The following is a 16,954-nucleotide window of genomic DNA, read 5'->3' as shown; positions in this document are numbered from 1 at the left end:
CTTGTCGGCGCGGCTGCGTGGTCGCTTGTCAGCATGGCCACGATGGGCAACTCCTTCGCGCATGGTTCGGGCCGCCTGTTGCCCAAGCCGCAGCTCCATTTGGCCGAGAAGACCAAAGAGCGCGCATGGGACAAACATGCCAGGATCAACCAGGCGACGCGGCTCGTCGCGGCGGCCGCGGCACAGCCGGTCGTGGTCGCCAGCCTGGTCCCCAGCGAAGCGCGGTTTGCGCGTGATCCTGAATTCCCGAGAGATGCCGAAATGCTCGGAAAGAGCGCGCGCATCGCGGCGGCCGTGAAGCAGGCGGTCCTGGCATCCGAAAAGCTCGCCAGCAATTCCGCCCCTGCCGCTTCCGCACAATCGCGCCACCAGGGCCCGACGGTGAGCCTACCCGCACCGGAACGCTTCGCTCCGATGACCGCCGGTTCCGCCGACAAGCCGGCAGTGCAGCTTGCCTATGCCACCCCCTCTCAGAGCCACGTGGACGACAACGCGTTTTCCGCCGTGCTGACCGCGCCTGTCGAGGACGATGTCGCAGAGCAGCCGGAACCGGACACGTCTGATGACACGGCCGCGCTGCCGAGCCATGAGGACACGCCATCTATCGGGCCCATGCCGCAATTCCGCCCGCGCAACGAACAGGCTCAGAAGCCGGCGCCCGAACCCGAGAAGCCCGCAGGCAAACAGGCCGAAGTCGAGGCGGCGATCAAGGCCGAGGAGACCGGGAAGCCTGACGAACGCGAAATGCCGGCAAAGCCGAAGGTCGCCTATGCCCGACCGGAAGACCCGACGGAGAACACTTCCGGCACCGGCTTCGGCCAGGCGCTGCGCAACATCTTCGGCAGCAGCGCGAAGGCCGGAAACGGCGTCGCCGTCTACGACATCACCGCCGCCAAGGTTTACATGCCCGACGGCAGCGTGCTCGAGGCCCATTCCGGCATCGGCAAGATGGCCGACAATCCGCGCTACGTCGACGTCAAGATGACCGGGCCGACCCCGCCGCACACCTATAATCTCAAGATGCGCGAGACGCGCTTCCATGGGGTCGAGGCGATCCGCATGCTGCCGATCGACGGAAAGAACAAGCACGGCCGCGACGGATTCCTGACCCACAGCTACCTGCTGCGCGGCAAGCGCGCCGAATCCCATGGCTGCGTCGCCTTCGCCGACTATCAGCGTTTCCTGACGGCCTTCAAACAGGGCAAGGTCAAGCAGATCGTCGTGGTGCCGAGCGGCGGACGCGCGGCCGGCATGCGCCTGGCACAGAACGGCAGGAGTTCCTGACAGGAAGCGTCCGACAGCCGGAGAAGGGCGCCAAAGGACTTCCGCCAATGAGGAACGGACATTAAGATCCGGACCTCACCAGGAGCGAGAACGAAGAGGACCGGGAGCCTGTCATGTGCCGAAACATCAAACCCCTGTTCAATTTTGAGCCGCCGGCCACGGACGCAGAGATCCATGACGCCGCGTTGCAGTTCGTGCGCAAACTGAGCGGAACGACCAAGCCGGCCAAGCGCAACGAGGCGGCCTTCGAGCACGCGGTCAACGCAATCGCCGCCTGCGCCCAGGAATTGCTCAGTTCGCTCGAAACAGCGCAGCCGCCGCGCAACCGCGAGGAAGAAGCAGCCAAGGCACGCGCCAGAAACGCGGTCCGGTTCGCCTGAGAGAGTCGGCGTCCGCAGCTGCTGGCGCCAGTTCACCGCAACCGCTTGGAAGCGCGCCTCATGCCTTGGCGGCGAGCGCGCTCAGTTCTTCAAGGTCGAGGTCGCGCTCCAATTCATGCAATGTCTCGTCGTCGATCTCGCCGGTGCGATGGAGCCGGATGAGTTCGCGCCGCCCGGTTGCGACCGCTTCGAGCACGACATCGAAATGGGCATGCAGGATGGGCGTGTAGTGCTCCGTGCGCGCAGCATAATCGACGATCGACACCGCCCGGCGCTGGTACCGGTCGAGCAGTTGCGGGTGGATGAGATTGCCGCCGTCGTCATAGGCCCGGCTCTGAATGGTCACGAGTTGCGCCTTCGCCATGGCCGCCTCGGCCTGGCTCATACTGAGGCGCGCCTTTTCCGATGGCGGCTCGACGAGCCCCGCCCATGCGATCACCTGCCCGAGGGTCATGCCCTGGACGAGCACCGTCCCCAGGATGACGGCAAAGGACGTGACCAGGATGAAATCGCGGCCGGGAAACCCCTCGGGAATGCTGAGTGCGAGAGCCAGCGTGACGACGCCGCGGACACCGGCCCAGGAGACCACCGTTGCGGCGCGCGCGCCGAGCGGCCGATAGCGCTCAATGCCCAGGGCATTGCCGAGGCGGATGAAGAGGTCCGAGCCAAACACCCAGGCAAAGCGCGCGACGGAGAGCGCCACGAGAATGGCGAGGATCGGCCACCACATGGTGGCGGCGACGATATCGAAGCCGCCTCCCCGCTCGACGACACCGCGCAGCGACAGGCCGATCAGGATGAAGACGGCCGCCTCCATCAGGAAGACGATGACGGTCCAGAACGATGTGCCGCGCATGCGTGTTGCCGCCGAGAGCACGGTATGCTGATGCCAGCTTGCGATCAGTCCGGTGGTGACCGTGGCGATGACGCCTGAGACATGCAGGTACTCGCCGAGCAGGTAGGACGTCCAGGAAAGCAAGGCCGTGGCAGCGATGATCAGATATTCGTCGCCGAGGCGGCGCACCACCAGGACCCAGGCCGTGCCGATGGCGGTACCGATGAGGGCGCCGCCGATCGCCAGCACGAAGAAGCTGCCGACCGCCTCGCTCGCGCTGAAGGCGCCGGTGACGCCGGCGGCAATCGCGAAGCGGAAGAGCACCAGGCCGCTCGCGTCGTTGAGCAGGCTTTCCCCTTCCAGCAGGATTTGCAGCCGCCGCGGCAGCCGCACCCGCTGCAGCACGGCGCGCGCCGAGACCGCGTCGGGTGGCGACACGATCGCCCCGAGTGCTGCGCAGGCGGCCCACGGGAGCGAGGGGAAAAGCAGGTGCGTGACCATGGCGACGACGGCGCAGGTGAAAAACACCGCCCCGATCGCCAGCGAGGCGATGCCGATCAGATGCCGGCGCAGCCGGCCGACGGCGATCGTCCATGCGCCGTCGAGCAGCAGCGGCGGCAGGAAGATGACGAGCACCAGTTCGGGATCGACTTCGATCGCCGGCAGGCCCGGCACGAAGGCGAGCAGCGCGCCGCCGGCAAGCAGCGCCACGGACGGCGGCAAACCGAACCTGTGGGCGACATAGTGCAGCGCGATGATCGCCACGAACATGCCAATCACCAGTTCAAACAGATGTGTCGGTTCCACGCGCTCTGCCTCCACCCACCAGGACGAGGGCATTACAGAACGCGTCTTGCGCAAACGCAATTGCCACGGCACATCGGCGGCGCGGTTTGAGCGGAGAAAAGAGGCATGGCCAGAAAAGAAAAAAGGGCCGACGGAAAACCGCGGCCCATAAAGGTGTGAAGGTCAATAAACCTCCAGAGGGGAACAGCTGCTGCGGCGGCATTGGGAGGAGAACCGCCATGTGCATCAGCTATGTGCTTTATGCCTGATTTTTGACCACCTGGAAAACAATTATTGTGCAATGCAGCTATGCGTGCACTGCACATGAGCAGGCCCGCGCCGCGCTCCGTTCACCTGACACGATCAACGCGGTGTTGCAAAACCAGGCGCCGCGGCACCCGCGGCCAAAGAAAGATCTGGATAAAGGATCGGGACCGGCACAGTGCACCGGTCCCGATGATATATAGCTGCTACACTAACGGTCATGGGATCGACCGCACGTCCATGCTAGAGCGGTTTTCTCGATCAGAAAGCCCGGCTTCATAGCCACCCAAGTTATCCGCATTCTATCCACCGGTTGTTCACAGGCCGATCCTGTCGCAAGACCTTGGAACAGCTCTCAATTTCCTTAGGACTGTGATTTGCGCTTCTTTCCGCCGGAGCGTTCGGCGTTTTCCTCCGCAGACCTCACGTCAGCGACGCAAGACGGGTCTCCGCATCGATCAGGCAGGCGGCGATTGCGGCCACCAACAGCAACCCCGCAAAGGTGCCGATCGCAAGAGCGAAGCTCTGGGCCACCAGAATGCCGATCAAGGAGGGTGCGAGCAGACCGCCAAGCCGCGCCATGCCACCGGCCGCCCCCATTCCGGTTGCCCGCGACTCCGTTGGATAGAGTTCCGGCGTATAGGCATAAAGCGCGCCCCAGGTGCCGAGCAGCGCAAAACTCATGATCAGCAGCGACGCTGCGATGACAGCCGCGCCGTTTGCCACGACGAAAAGGAGGCAGCTTAGGGCGGAGAGGAGACAAAAGCCGACCAGCGTTGGCCGGCGTCCCCATGCCTCGACGCCATAGGCGGCAAGCGCATAGCCCGGAATCTGCGCCAAGGCGATAAGGACGAGGAACCCATAGCCACGAACGAAGCCGAAACCTTCCCCCGCAAGCCGCGGCGGCATCCAGGTGAAGACGCCGTAATACGACACCGAGACCAGGAACCACACGGCCAGGATCAGAAGACTGCGCCGGCGCAGATCTCCCGAGAAGATGCCGACACTCGGTGAGGCCGCGGGAAGCGCGATCGATACGCTCGTTTCGAGCTGCGGGTGACGATTGGCGACGAGCATTCGGTTGACGATGGCTTTCGCCTCGACAGCCTTGCCCGCACGAAGCAGGTAGAGCGGCGATTCCGGAACGAGGAAGCGAAGACCGAGGCCGAGCACCGCCGGGAGGGCGGTGACGGCGAAGATATAGCGCCATGCGTCCGTCAGCTCCGACAGCGCAACGAGCCATGCCGTCACCGCCACGATCAGCGTTCCCACAGCCCAGAACCCTTCGAGCATCACGAGCCAGCGTCCGCGACTTCGGGCCGGCAGGAACTCCGACATCATGGCGTAATCGACCGGCAGTGTACCGCCGACCGCAGCCCCCGTGAGAAAACGCAGAAGCAGCAGAACACCGAAGCTGGGTGCGAAAATCGACAGCAAGCCGAAGATCGCATCGCAGGCCACAGTGACGATCAGCACTCTCCGCCGACCGATGCGATCGGCCAGCCGGCCGAATCCGACCGCCCCGATCAGCATGCCGAGAAAGAACAGGGTACCGGTCTGCAGTGCCTGCGGAACCGTCAAGCCGAAGGTCGCGGCTATGGACGCTGCGGTGAACCCAACGGCCAGAACCTGCATGGCATCCGCCGCCCAGACCAAGCCGAAGATGCCCATCAAGCGGTACTGATAGGGGCCCGTACCGGCACGGTCGAGCGCTTCGTTCATCGTGATCGTCGTCATTTCGTCCTGCCCTGCAAATCAACGCGCGGACACTACGTCGGCGGATCGCACTTGAACAGCGTCCCGCGAAGCGATGAGCAGGCTGGCTCTTGCGCAGGAAGAACGGTTTGCAGCGCCTTGCAAAGATTCTTACGGGAAAAATCCGAAGTTGCACAAGCGCGGGCGCCATACACGCAAAGATGGCTTTCAGCGGCCGGTTTTGCGCTCTCAACATCGGATCGAGGGCAGGCGAATGCACGCATCCGGGCGCCTTGCAGAGCGTTGCAAGGATTCTTGCACCCTTCTTATTGACGGCACGGAAGATTGCAGAAACGATAGATCCTGCAAATGAACTTGCGGGGCCGTCATGACGATACTCGATCGCATTAAGACGCATTCCAGGCGACTTACCGATGCGGATCAGAAACTGATCACGACCATGCTGGAAAACCGGGCGGAGGCTGCGTTCCTGTCGGGCCCGCAGCTTTCCCAGCGCGCGTCCGTCCACGAGGCCACAGCCACGCGGCTTGCACAGAAGCTGGGCTACAAGGGCTTTCCCGACCTTCGCGCGCAGTTGCAGCGCGAGGTTCTTGACGATCAGGACGCTGCCAACCGCATGCGCCGGTCGGTCTCGAAGGTCGAGCACGGCGACTACCTGACCGATCTGATCGCGGCTGAAATCACCGCGCTCGAAACGCTCGCCCGCTCGGTCGAACAGGCGGATATCGACAGGGCCGCCGACCTGATCTTTTCCGCTCGTCGCGTCTTCATCTTCGGGCAGGGCCATGCGCAATCGGTGGCCGGCTTCCTGCAGCGCCGCCTCGACCGCTTCGGCATGACCACCATCCAACTGACAGGGCGCGGCCGGGACATAGCCGAGCGCCTCGTCAGCATGGAGGCCGGCGATCTCGCCGTGGCACTCGCCTTCCGCAAGCAGCCGCAAAGCTACGGCCCGCTGATGCGGCATGCGACCCGTGTCGGCGCGCAATCGATCCTCGTTTCCGATCTGGCCGGGCCTCTGATGGAACCCGCGGCCGATCTGATGCTCGCGGCACCGAGAGGGCGTTCGGGCAGCGAGTTCCAGACACCGACGATCCCGTTTGCGATCGTCAACGCCATCGTCCTGACGATCGCCGGCCGCCACCAGCGGCAGGTCCTCGGCAGGCTGGAGAAGCTGTCGGAGTTGTTCAACGACTTCGACTGACGGGAATTAAAAAGGGAGGAGCAAGAAATGTTGAAAAGACTGAGCAATGCCGCACTTGCCGCATGTTTCGTACTGCCGTCTATGGCGATGGCGTCCGATCTCGACGGCCTGACCCCACAGCAGCTGCTGCCGCTCGCGCAGAAGGAGGGAAGCGTTACCGTCTTCTCGCTGTCGAGCCGCATCGCCAAGATTGAGAAGGCCTTCGAAGAGGCTTATCCGGGTATCGACCTGATCGGCCTCGACATGAGCTCGACGAAGCAGATCGCTCGCGTCGAGGCGGAGCAGCAGGCCGGCGTGCACGCCGTCGACGTACTCTACATCGCCGATACACCTGTCGTGTTCACCAAGCTTCTGGAAGGAAAGCGGATCGTCAACTACGTGCCGCCGCGGGTAACGAACGAGCTGGAGGACCGCTACAAGGCGCCGCTCCTGACCCAGCGCCTCTCGACCAAGGTACTGATGTACAACGAAAAAGCTTTTCCGGACGGTTCGCCCGTCACCAATCTCTGGCAGCTGACCCAGCCCGAATGGCAGGGCCGGGTGCTGATGGTCGACCCGAGCCAACGCGGCGAACTGCTCGACCTGTTGACGGAGATCGCGTTGCATCCGGACGAGATGGCAGCCGCCTACAAGGCGCAGTTCGGCAAGGACATCGAAGTGGAAGGCGATCTTCAGGGCGCGGGCGAACAGTTCATCAAGGACCTCTTCGCCAACGACCTCATCCTTCTTCCCAACAGCGACGTCCTCAACAAGTCGATCGGTGACGTCAACGCCAAGAACCCGCCCGTCGGTTTCGGCACCTATTCCGACCGCCGCGACAACGATAAGGAAGGCTGGGCGCTGCAGATCGCCAACAATGTCGAGCCCGCCAACGGCATCCTTTTCCCGGCCGTGCTGACGGTCGCGGACAAGGCGCCCCATCCGGCGGCAGCTCGGTTGCTGATCGACTTCATGTTCGGTGACGACACGCCGACCGGCGGACCGGGCTTCGAGCCCTTCAACGTTCCCGGCGACTACGCAACCCGCAAGTCGATCGCCGATCATCCGGACTCGGTCAAGCTCGGCGAACTGAAAGCCTGGACGATCGATCCGGCAAAGACGGCCGCCGCACGCAGCCGCATCGCCGACCTGATCATCACGCTCCAGTAACGGAAACCGTCGGTCGGCACGCTTTTCACAACGCGTGTCGACAGATGCCGAGGCTCGCACATGACATCCCTATCGATATCCGCACCATCGGGCACCCGGCTGCTCCGATCGGGCTTCCTCTTGCCGGCTCTTCTCGTTGCCATCGTCGCCATTCTGGTCGTCGCTCCGCTCTTGCGCATCCTCGTCACCACGCTGACGCCCGAGGGGCTTGCGGCGTGGAAGGCGGTGCTCGTCAGTCCGCTGTCGGCCAATCTCTGGTGGCGGCCGCTGCTCAACACCATGATCCTCGGCTTCAGCGTCGGCGCCGGCTGCCTGCTCATCGGCGGCTTCCTCGCCTGGCTGGTCGTGCTGACGGACGTGCCGGGGCGCCGCTTCCTCGGCCTGATGGCGACGCTGCCCTACATGATCCCGAGCTTTGCCGCGGCACTCGCCTGGGGTACGCTGTTTCGCAACTCGCGCCTTGGCGGTTCGGCCGGCTTCTTCGAAACCAACGGCCTCCCCATTCCCGACTGGCTGGCCTGGGGCCTGATCCCGACGGCGATCGTATTGATCGCGCATTATTACTCGCTCGCCTATACCATCATCGCCGCGGCGCTGAGTTCGGTTGGTGCCGATCTCGTCGAGGCAGGCCAGATGGCCGGCGCCAAGCGCCCGCGCATCTTCTTCGGCATCATCCTGCCGGTCGTCACACCGGCGCTGATCGCGGCAACCTCGCTGACCTTTGCCGGCGCCGTCGCCAACTTCGCTGCACCGGCCCTGCTCGGTCTGCCCGTGCGCATGCAGACGCTTTCCACCCGCCTCTTCGGCATGATCGAGACGGGGCAGAACGAACGTGGCTTCGTCCTCGCGCTGCTGCTCATTGCGGTTTCGGCGGTGTTCCTCTGGCTGTCCGATCGCATCGTTTCGGGCCGCAAGGCCTTCATCACCGTGACGGGCAAAGGCGGGCGCACCAAGCGCTTCCCGCTCGGCGCCTGGCGCTGGCCGCTCTTCGCCATCGCCGTCGTCATAGGGCTTCTGACCACGGTCCTTCCGGTTCTCGTTCTGGCCGCATCGAGCCTGGCGCCGCAGAGCGGGGCACTCTTTTCCAATTGGACGCTGCATTTCTGGATCGGCGAAGGCGGCGGCGAGATGGCGCAAGGCCAGGCCGGGATCTTCCGCAATCCGGTGCTGATCGACGCGATCTGGAACACGATCCGCCTCGGCCTCGTCGTCGCCTTCACGACGATGCTGCTCGGCCTCGCGCTCGCCTATACCATCGTGCAGCGCAAGGGCAGCCTGCTCGCAACGCTCCTTAGCCAGCTCGCCTTCCTGCCGCTTTTGGTGCCGAGCATCGCCTTTGCCGCCGCCTACATCGCGCTCTTCGGTGCGCCGATCGGGCCGCTGCCCTCGCTCTACGGCACCTTCGCCCTGCTGGTCATCGCAGCATCGGCGCATAACCTGCCCTTTGCCGTGCAGTCTGGCCGCTCCGTGCTTGGCCAGATCTCCGCCGATATCGAGGAAAGCGCCCGGCTGACCGGCGCGGGCCTGATCCGTCGTCTCTTCGCGATCATCTTTCCGCTCGCGATCCGCGGCCTGTTTGCCGGCGCGATCCTCGTCTTCGTCAAGATGGTGCGGGATCTCTCCCTGGTCGTGCTTCTGTTCACCGCCACCTCGCCGGTGCTCAGCATGGTCGCCTACCGCTACGCAGCCGAAGGCTTCATGCAGTTCGCCAACGCCATCACCCTCGTCATCCTCGTCGTCTGCCTGGCAGCCTCGTTCCTGGCCCATGCCCTGCAGAACCGTGTCCAGAAATGGAAACAACCATGAACGCCATCGCAACCGGCGCCGCGGAAGCCATCAAGATCCGCAACCTCGTCAAACGCTTCGGCGCCTTCACTGCCGTCAAGGACGTCAACATCTCCGTACCCGCGGGTTCCTTCCTGGTTCTTGTCGGCCCCTCCGGCTGCGGCAAGTCGACCCTTCTACGCATGCTGGCCGGGCTTGAAAGCCCGAGCGAAGGGGAAATCGCCTTCGTCGGGCAGACCGTTTCCAGTGGTGCGGGCGGCGTCATCGCCGACGCCGGCCGGCGCAATGCGGGCCTCGTTTTCCAGAGCTACGCGCTCTGGCCGCACATGACCGTCGCCGGCAACATCGCCTGGCCGCTGAAGGTCGCCAAATGGCCGCGGGACAAACGTGAAAAGCGCGTCAGGGAAGTGCTTGCGCTACTCGGCATCGACGCGCTTGCCGAACGTTATCCGGCAGAAATCTCCGGCGGCCAGCAGCAGCGCGTGGCGATTGCCCGCACGATCGCGCCGGAGCCGAGCATCCTGCTTTTCGACGAGCCGCTGTCGAACCTCGATGCCAAGCTGCGCATCGAGATGCGCAGCGAGCTGATGCGCATCCACCGGGCGACCGGAGCGACATCGGTCTATGTCACGCATGACCAGGTCGAGGCCATGACCATGGCGACCCATGTGGCCGTGCTCAACAATGGCCGGGTCGAACAGTTCGGCAAGCCGATCGATCTCCTGCGCGACCCGCAAACCACTTTCGTTGCGACCTTCCTCGGCACGCCGCCAGCAAACCTCATACCGGTCCATCGACTGGATGACAGGCTGCACTTCGGCGAACTGGCGCTCGCGCCGGCAAGCCTTGCGGCCGGCCACGACGCGGCGCAACTCCTCTATCGCGCCGAGGATGTCAGCGTCGGCTCGATCGCCGGGGCACCATCTCTCACGGCCCGTTTTGCCGAAGCCGCGCCGATTGCCGGGCGCACCATGGTGACGGCGATGGTCGGCGACCTGCGCGTCACCGCCATGGCCGACGGGTATTTCACCGCCACACCGGGGGAAGCGCTCCCCCTTTCCTTCATTCGCACACCCGATGCGGTTTTTGCCGCGACCGGAGAAAGGATCCATCAATGAGGCTCATCCTCATGCGCCACGGCGAAACCGAGTGGAACGCCGAGCAACGCCTGCAAGGCCAGGACAACTCGCTCCTGTCGGAGCGCGGCGTCGCACAGGTCAGGCGATTTCGTCCCTATGCCAAGGCGCTGAAACCGGTTCGCATCATCGCCTCCGATCTCGGTAGAACCCTGCAGACGGTCGCGCTCATCGGCCATCCAGATGCACCGACGGACGAGCGGTTCCGCGAACTCGACATGGGTGAGTGGACCGGGCGGCGCAAGCCGGATCTGATCGCCGAACGCCCGGAGGAATATGCCGCCTGGCGCGCCGGAACCTTCACGCCGGCCAATGGCGAAACCTGGGGCGCCTTTCGCGGACGCGTGGCCGAAGGCGTGCATGACTGGATGTCGCGCACCGAGGGGGACCTTTTGATCGTCGCCCATGGCGGCGTCGTCCGCGCCGCCTGCCACGAATTCCTGGATCTTCCTCCGTCGCGCGTCGTTCCCGTGACGCCGGGGACAGCCACGATCCTGCATTTCCCGCGGCGCGGCAGCATGGCCGCACAACTCGAAGGCTACAATATCGGCTCAGTCGCCCCCGACGAATCTGTCGCCGACTAACGCTTGCGACGAGGGCAGTGAGATGAACTCCGGAACTTTGGTTATCCTCGAACTCCTTGGCGGCGTGGCGCTGCTTCTGTGGGGCGTGCGTATGGTGCGCACCGGCGTCATGCGTGGCTGGGGCGACCGGCTGCAGCGCTTCGTCGAGGAGCGCCTGTCGAACCGGGTCACTGCCTTCGGCGGCGGGGTCTTCGCGACCGCCGTGCTCGGCAGCGCCACCGCCATGGCGCTGATCGTGGCCGGGCTTGCAGGTGCAGGCGCGATCTCGGCACCGACAGGCCTTGCCGTTCTGCTCGGGGCGGATATCGGCTCGGCGCTGGTCTCGGCCCTCTTTGCCTCCGGCTCCTCGCTTGCGGCACTGCTCGCCCCGCTCTTTCTGTTCGCCGGCTATGTCGCCTTCAGCGCGTCCAGCGAATTTCGCCCGCGAAACGCCGGTCGCATCCTGATGGGACTCGGCCTGATGCTGATGGCATTGAAGGTGATCGTTTCGGCGACGGCGCCGTTGCGCCAGGCGACGCTTTTTCACGACGTGCTCGGAGCCGTCGCGGGAGAGCCGGCGCTCGGCTTCCTCGTCGGCGCGCTGCTTGCATGGCTCTGTCACTCCACACTCGCGGTCATTCTGCTCGTCGCATCGCTTCTGATGAACGGCAGTCTCGAAATTGCCGGAGCCGTGCCCCTGATCCTGGGCGTCAATTTCGGCGGCGGCCTTCCGGCCGTCAGCGCGACGCTCGACCAGCCACCGGTGGCCCGCAAGCTACCGCTTGCCAACCTCTTCTGCCGCGGCCTGCTGGCGCTTGCGCTGCTGCCCTTCGCACGTGAGGTCGTTGAGTTGGCCGGGCGCGTGCCCGCCGAACCGCTCCATATTGCGGTCGGTCTCCACGCTTCATTCAACCTGCTGGTCGCAGCCGCCTTCCTGCCGCTGTCGCCCGTCGTCATCCGCCTGGTGGAGCGGCTTGTCCCGGCACGCCCTGCCGCCGACGACCCGCTGGCATCCCCGCGCTACCTCGACAGAAGGTCGCTCGAGACACCGGCAATCGCGCTCAGCAATGCGACGACGGAAACGATCCGCATGAGCGAGTTGCTTGAACGCATGTTCCTGATGTCGCTGACGGCGCTGCAATCCGGCCGGATGGAAGGCTTGAAGGAACTGCCCTCGATCGATGCGAGGCTTGGAAACTACATGGCCTCCGTCCACGCCTATCTCGGACAATTGACCCAGGACGAGCTTTCAGCCGGCGACACCGGCAGAGCTCATGAAATCATGCTTTTTGCGAGCAATCTTGAGCATGCCGGCGACGTCATCAAGCTCAGCCTCGCCGACCGGATCCGTGCGAAGGTCAAGCAGAACATTGCCTTCAACGCGAGCCAGCGCGAGGCGCTCGATGCCCTCTCAGCCGTGATTGCCGCTTCGCTCCGGCTGCTTCCCGCAGCGCTTTTGTCGCGCGACGTTTCGGCTTCCGCCCGTCTCGCCGCGCAGAAGGATTGTTTTCGCGAACTGGAGGATGAGGTCGTCGGTCGACATCTCGGCCGCGAGCGCATCGAGGCGGCGGCCGACGCGAAAGGCAATGCGCTCTTCATCGACCTCGTGCGTGACCTGCACAGGATCAATTCCGATATTGCCGCCGCTGGCTACCCGCTGGTTCAGGCAGCTGGACTGTTGAGCAGCAGCCGGATCAGAAACGCCTTACCGGTGGCCGCTCCCGGCTGATCGGGCCTGAAGTCGGGTACGAAAACACGACCGGTGTCTGCGCTCTTCAAGCGGTGGCATTCTCTCGAAAGCCTACGGCCCGTCAGTAGGGCGAAACGCAGACCTGCCGCGGACCATAATAGGGCTGGAACGTATCGTCGTAAGCCCTGTAGGACCGGTAGCGCGCATAGCACCAGCTCGTATGCGCATTGCCGCCGCTATAATAGGTCTGACGGTAATAGCGCGGCGCGTAGTAGCGCGGCGCATAGTAGCGCGGACGGTAGTATGACGGGCCGTAGTAGCCTTGGTCATAGTAGCCCTGGTCGTAATAGCCCGAGCCGTAATAGGGCTGCGCCAGCGCTCCACCGATGATCGCACCGGCAGCCAGTCCGCCGAGCGCCCAGGCCCAAGCGTCGCCGCCGCCGTGGTGATGCCCGTGATAGTAACCGCCGCCATAGTAGCCACCGTGGTAGCCGCCATGGTAGCCGCCACCATATCGCCTGTATTGAACCAGTTGCGCCTGCGTCGCCTCGATCGTCGGGGCGTCCGCTGCTATGGGAAATGCCATGGCTGGCGAAACGCTGGTCAGCGCCGGCACCATGGACAAGGCAATGATCGTTAGCCTATTCATTGGCTTACCTCCATTTTCCCCGCTTATCCCCAAGTATACATCGGAAAAGGCACAGAAGCACTGCGTTTTGACGGTGCTGGCTACCGGCTGTAGCGCGTGGCCGGCGGCCCTTCACCCGAACTATGGCACGCAAAAATCCACGGGCGCGCGTGCCACGGAGAAAATCGTCGGGGACCGCAGCTCAGCCGGCGCATTGGCCCGGGGAAACGCACAAGGTAGCGTCCACTTCTATTATTTCATTTTATGAAATTAAATCATAAATATTATTGCCATTAATCTTCGAATTATGCCGCGCTAATCTCTCTTCATCGGCAACAACCGACGGGCCATAATGGCTCGCAGAATTCCATACCCCACCGGCCGGAGGCCGCCCACCGAGGAGAGAGAAATGTCCAGCAAGCTCGAAGTCCTGACCCCTGTAAACAGCCAGCTGATCTTCATCGACCAGCAGCCGCAAATGGCTTTCGGCGTTCAGTCGATCGACCGGCAGGTGCTGAAGAACAACGTCGTCGGCCTGGCCAAGGCCGCCAAGGTCTTCAACATTCCGACGACAATCACGACCGTCGAAACCGGCTCGTTCTCCGGTCACACCTATCCCGAACTGCTCGCCGTCTTCCCGGAAAACGACATCCTCGAGCGTACCTCGATGAACTCGTGGGATGATCAGAACGTCCGCGACGCGCTGGCGAAAAATGCCGCGAACGGCCGAAAGAAGGTGATCGTCTCCGGGCTCTGGACCGAGGTCTGCAACACCACCTTCGCGCTGTCCTGCATGCATGACACGGACTATGAAATCTACATGGTCGCGGATGCGTCCGGCGGCACCTCGGCCGATGCGCACAAATACGCCATGGACCGCATGGTCCAGGCCGGTGTCGTCCCCGTCACCTGGCAGCAGGTCCTCTTGGAATGGCAGCGCGACTGGGCCCACCGGGAAACCTACGACGCGGTCACCGCCATCGTGAAGGAACATTCCGGCGCCTACGGCATGGGCATCGATTATGCCTACACCATGGTCCACAAGGCAGCCGAGCGCGCCGCGCACGGCAAGACGATCGGCCCGAACCCGGCGAAATGATCGCCGGCCGTAGTGGGAATAGCCGACAACCAGCGGCGGCGACTGCAGGCAAGGTCACATCCCCTACCAGAGGGTCGAAGCGCTGCGCGTGAAGCCGCCGGTATTGATCACACTACGAACTGGTATACGGCTAGAGACGCCGGCAAAGTCGAAAGCTTTGCCGACCTCTCTCCGATTTCGGATGGGCCGTCTGACGACCTGCTCATCATAGCCAGCCATCGAGGCGAAGTGTCCTCACACAAACAGGATGTAGAACGCGTCCAGCGCTCCACGGTCGGAGCTCCTCTCCTCATTCTCACGCTTGACCAGGCGCGTGACGAGAGATGGTTGCCATCGGCCCAAGATCGAACCGGCGCTCGAAACCCATCCCCCGCTAACGCCCAGGCCGTACCGCTAAGCCGAACTTCCGACTAGCTGTAGAGGCTGACCGGCGGTATCCGGCCGTTCAAGGCAAAGTCGCCGACCTCGCGCGCCTTGTAGGCTACGGGGTCATGCAGTGTGTGGGTGCGAACATTGCGCCAGTAGCGGTCGAAGCGATAGTTCCCGGCGGTGGCACGTGCGCCCATCAGCTCGAAGACCTTCGTCGTCACGTCGAGCGCGACGTGGGTCGAGTGAACCTTGGCGGCATAGGCCTCGATCGCCGCTTCGCCACGCGCTTCGGCCGTCACCGACCTCCCCTGCGACAATGCCGCCTCGACGGAAGCTGCTGCCGCATCGGCCAAGGCAACCGATGCCTTCAGGCTCGCCTGGAGCTCGCCGATCCGTTCGAGGATATAGGGATCATCGCCGGCGCGGTCGACGCCCGATGTCACCCAGGGGCGCGTCGTAGTGCGCACGTAGTCAAGCGCCGATGCAAGTGCACCTTCGGCCGTGCCGAGGTAAAAGTTGACGAAGACGAGCTGGATCAGCGGCGTGTTGAACGTCGCCTGGACCGACGGTGGATCGGAAGGGTCGGCGAGCGGCAGGATGAAGTCGCGCTCGTAGACCGGGAAGTCACGGAACTCGACGCTGCCGCTGTCGGACAGGCGCTGGCCGATATTGTCCCAGTCGTCGTTGGTGATATAGCCGGGGCGGTCGGTGGGCACGACGAAGTTGGCAATCTTGCCCTCGATCGCAGCGTTGACGTTGATGCGGTCGGAAACATGCGCGCCGGTCGAAAAGGTCTTGCGGCCATTCAGCACATAATGGCCGCCACGCCGTTCCAATGTGAGGCCGGGATCGCGCGGGTTGACCGCAGCACCCCAGTAGAGCTGCCGCTCCACTGTCTCCGCGCCCAGCACCCAGGCCTGTTTCGGATCGGCCGCCGCCCAATAGACATACTGGCTGTTGACGTAGTGGTAGCCGAGCAGTTGCCCGATAGAGCTTTCCCCACGCGCAATGATGCGCACCAGCCGCAGCCCGTCGATCCAGCTTAAGCCCGCACCGCCAATCTCGGGCGAATGCAGCGCCGTCAAAAGGCCAGCCTGGCGGAGGGCCTCGATCTCTTCGCGCGGCGGCGCACCCACCCGGTCGAGTTCGGCGCCACGCCGGGCGAGATCATTTGACAGCGCCTTAGCACGGGCAAACAGGTCCCGCCGTCTTTCGTCATGCTCTGCGTTTTGCGGGGCCGGTTCCCTGAGGAAGTGTACGTTGTTCATCCGCCTCTCCTTGGTTGAGAGGCGATAATGAATTTATTCTATAGACAATAACAGCAAATGAATTGCGAGTTGGGCGAGAGGTCGAGAAAGTCCTACCGCCTCAGTTCACCGCCGCGGATTAGGCGCCCCCTCTTTCGATGACAGGTGCGGAAGCGGGACTGCCCCATGCGCCGGCTTCAGGCCGACTTCGCGAAATACGGTAGACGCTCGCAGGTGGCAGGTTGAGTGGCACCCAGCGCTGGAAGGACGCTTCGAGACCAAGGCCTGCCAGAATCTGCGGCGAGATCGGGCATCGCGGCCCATAGGTGAACTGGAACAGGCTGGCGCCCTCGGCGAGGTGATGAAAAATTGCCGAGAGGATAGCCTGCACGGTCTGGGCGGGCATGGAAAGCAACGGCAAGCCGCTGATCGCGGCGCCGACCGACTTCACCGTCGGCAGGCTCAGGTGCTGCGCGTCGCCCTCGATCAAGGTTGCGCTCGGATACCGTTTGCGCAAAAGCGTCGCGAAGGCCGGGTTGCGCTCCACCAGGATGAGATTGTTCTCGTATACGCCTTTTCGCAGAAGCGCCCGTGTGAAGGCGCCCGTGCCTGGCCCAAGCTCCAGCACGTTGCCGGAGAACGGACCGATCTCGGTGGTCATGGCCATCGCCAGCCGCCTGCTCGACGGGGCAATCGCCGCGACTTCCAGCGGCCTCGCCGCCCAGGATCTGAGGAAGAGCAGGAAATCAGATGCCGTTTTCTGTTTGATCAAGATAAGCCTCCGCTTTTGCAACGGTGGCCGGTATTGCTCTTCGTCGG

At 63.8% G+C, this 16,954-nt stretch carries 14 protein-coding genes; 9 read left to right on the top strand and 5 right to left on the bottom strand.

Going from position 1 to position 16,954, the window contains the following annotated elements; translation table 11 throughout:
• The first annotated feature begins 42 nt into the window (after window positions 1–42).
• Both LAC81_RS27840 and LAC81_RS27835 read left to right on the top strand, forming a co-directional pair.
• Window positions 43–1,284 carry a DUF2778 domain-containing protein gene (locus LAC81_RS27840; RefSeq protein ID WP_223727921.1) on the top strand — a complete coding sequence of 414 codons (1,242 nt, stop codon included), beginning with the start codon at window positions 43–45 and terminating at the stop codon, window positions 1,282–1,284.
• A gap of 113 nt (window positions 1,285–1,397) precedes the next feature.
• Complete coding sequence (locus LAC81_RS27835) at window positions 1,398–1,664, top strand: DUF2277 domain-containing protein (RefSeq protein ID WP_223727920.1); 267 nt, start codon at window positions 1,398–1,400, stop codon at window positions 1,662–1,664.
• 58 nt (window positions 1,665–1,722) lie between these two features.
• Here the strand turns inward: LAC81_RS27835 and LAC81_RS27830 are convergent, their stop codons facing one another.
• Both LAC81_RS27830 and LAC81_RS27825 read right to left on the bottom strand, forming a co-directional pair.
• Window positions 1,723–3,306, bottom strand: a complete 1,584-nt coding sequence (locus tag LAC81_RS27830; RefSeq protein ID WP_223727919.1) for a Na+/H+ antiporter — start codon at window positions 3,304–3,306, stop codon at window positions 1,723–1,725.
• 666 nt (window positions 3,307–3,972) lie between these two features.
• Window positions 3,973–5,286, bottom strand: a complete 1,314-nt coding sequence (locus LAC81_RS27825; protein WP_223727918.1) for an MFS transporter — start codon at window positions 5,284–5,286, stop codon at window positions 3,973–3,975.
• 346 nt (window positions 5,287–5,632) lie between these two features.
• Here LAC81_RS27825 and LAC81_RS27820 point away from each other — a divergent pair, with 346 nt between their 5' ends.
• From LAC81_RS27820 to LAC81_RS27795, 6 genes are read left to right on the top strand one after another with little or no spacing between them, the layout of a single operon-like run.
• Window positions 5,633–6,469 (top strand): MurR/RpiR family transcriptional regulator, encoded by an 837-nt coding sequence (locus LAC81_RS27820; RefSeq protein ID WP_223727917.1) that lies wholly within the window; start codon window positions 5,633–5,635, stop codon window positions 6,467–6,469.
• 30 nt (window positions 6,470–6,499) lie between these two features.
• Window positions 6,500–7,618 carry an ABC transporter substrate-binding protein gene (locus tag LAC81_RS27815; protein WP_419195914.1) on the top strand — a complete coding sequence of 373 codons (1,119 nt, stop codon included), beginning with the start codon at window positions 6,500–6,502 and terminating at the stop codon, window positions 7,616–7,618.
• A gap of 60 nt (window positions 7,619–7,678) precedes the next feature.
• On the top strand, window positions 7,679–9,424 hold the full coding sequence (locus tag LAC81_RS27810; protein ID WP_223727915.1) for an ABC transporter permease: 1,746 nt from the start codon (window positions 7,679–7,681) through the stop codon (window positions 9,422–9,424).
• Window positions 9,421–10,521 (top strand): ABC transporter ATP-binding protein, encoded by a 1,101-nt coding sequence (locus LAC81_RS27805; RefSeq protein WP_223727914.1) that lies wholly within the window; start codon window positions 9,421–9,423, stop codon window positions 10,519–10,521. The genes LAC81_RS27810 and LAC81_RS27805 overlap by 4 nt, the downstream gene beginning before the upstream one ends.
• Window positions 10,518–11,123, top strand: a complete 606-nt coding sequence (locus tag LAC81_RS27800) for a histidine phosphatase family protein (protein ID WP_223727913.1) — start codon at window positions 10,518–10,520, stop codon at window positions 11,121–11,123. Before LAC81_RS27805 ends, LAC81_RS27800 begins: the two co-directional genes overlap by 4 nt.
• Window positions 11,124–11,145: 22 nt before the next feature.
• Window positions 11,146–12,831 carry a Na/Pi cotransporter family protein gene (locus LAC81_RS27795; protein ID WP_223727912.1) on the top strand — a complete coding sequence of 562 codons (1,686 nt, stop codon included), beginning with the start codon at window positions 11,146–11,148 and terminating at the stop codon, window positions 12,829–12,831.
• 82 nt (window positions 12,832–12,913) lie between these two features.
• On the opposite strand, the gene LAC81_RS27790 is transcribed toward LAC81_RS27795, so the two are convergent.
• On the bottom strand, window positions 12,914–13,441 hold the full coding sequence (locus tag LAC81_RS27790; protein ID WP_223727911.1) for a BA14K family protein: 528 nt from the start codon (window positions 13,439–13,441) through the stop codon (window positions 12,914–12,916).
• A gap of 388 nt (window positions 13,442–13,829) precedes the next feature.
• Here LAC81_RS27790 and LAC81_RS27785 point away from each other — a divergent pair, with 388 nt between their 5' ends.
• Window positions 13,830–14,519, top strand: coding sequence for a hydrolase (locus LAC81_RS27785; RefSeq protein ID WP_223727910.1), 690 nt, complete (start codon window positions 13,830–13,832; stop codon window positions 14,517–14,519).
• Between the two features lie 410 nt (window positions 14,520–14,929).
• Here the strand turns inward: LAC81_RS27785 and LAC81_RS27780 are convergent, their stop codons facing one another.
• Window positions 14,930–16,156 (bottom strand): acyl-CoA dehydrogenase family protein, encoded by a 1,227-nt coding sequence (locus LAC81_RS27780; protein ID WP_223727909.1) that lies wholly within the window; start codon window positions 16,154–16,156, stop codon window positions 14,930–14,932.
• Between the two features lie 118 nt (window positions 16,157–16,274).
• Window positions 16,275–16,907, bottom strand: coding sequence for a class I SAM-dependent methyltransferase (locus LAC81_RS27775; RefSeq protein ID WP_223727908.1), 633 nt, complete (start codon window positions 16,905–16,907; stop codon window positions 16,275–16,277).
• Window positions 16,908–16,954 lie beyond the last annotated feature (47 nt).

The sequence above is a fragment of the Ensifer adhaerens genome, from assembly GCF_020035535.1.
Taxonomy (GTDB): domain Bacteria; phylum Pseudomonadota; class Alphaproteobacteria; order Rhizobiales; family Rhizobiaceae; genus Ensifer.
The sequence above is the reverse complement of the archived record's forward strand: the minus strand, read 5'-3'. Positions and strand labels throughout refer to the sequence as shown.

Coding starts and splice junctions, on each gene's coding strand:
- LAC81_RS27785 (WP_223727910.1), top strand. CDS start 13,830: ATGTCCAGCAAGCTCGAAGTCCTGACCCCTGTAAACAGCCAGCTGATC.
- LAC81_RS27795 (WP_223727912.1), top strand. CDS start 11,146: ATGAACTCCGGAACTTTGGTTATCCTCGAACTCCTTGGCGGCGTGGCG.
- LAC81_RS27790 (WP_223727911.1), bottom strand. CDS start 13,441: ATGAATAGGCTAACGATCATTGCCTTGTCCATGGTGCCGGCGCTGACC.
- LAC81_RS27810 (WP_223727915.1), top strand. CDS start 7,679: ATGACATCCCTATCGATATCCGCACCATCGGGCACCCGGCTGCTCCGA.
- LAC81_RS27835 (WP_223727920.1), top strand. CDS start 1,398: ATGTGCCGAAACATCAAACCCCTGTTCAATTTTGAGCCGCCGGCCACG.
- LAC81_RS27820 (WP_223727917.1), top strand. CDS start 5,633: ATGACGATACTCGATCGCATTAAGACGCATTCCAGGCGACTTACCGAT.
- LAC81_RS27800 (WP_223727913.1), top strand. CDS start 10,518: ATGAGGCTCATCCTCATGCGCCACGGCGAAACCGAGTGGAACGCCGAG.
- LAC81_RS27825 (WP_223727918.1), bottom strand. CDS start 5,286: ATGACGACGATCACGATGAACGAAGCGCTCGACCGTGCCGGTACGGGC.
- LAC81_RS27805 (WP_223727914.1), top strand. CDS start 9,421: ATGAACGCCATCGCAACCGGCGCCGCGGAAGCCATCAAGATCCGCAAC.
- LAC81_RS27780 (WP_223727909.1), bottom strand. CDS start 16,156: ATGAACAACGTACACTTCCTCAGGGAACCGGCCCCGCAAAACGCAGAG.
- LAC81_RS27840 (WP_223727921.1), top strand. CDS start 43: ATGGGCAACTCCTTCGCGCATGGTTCGGGCCGCCTGTTGCCCAAGCCG.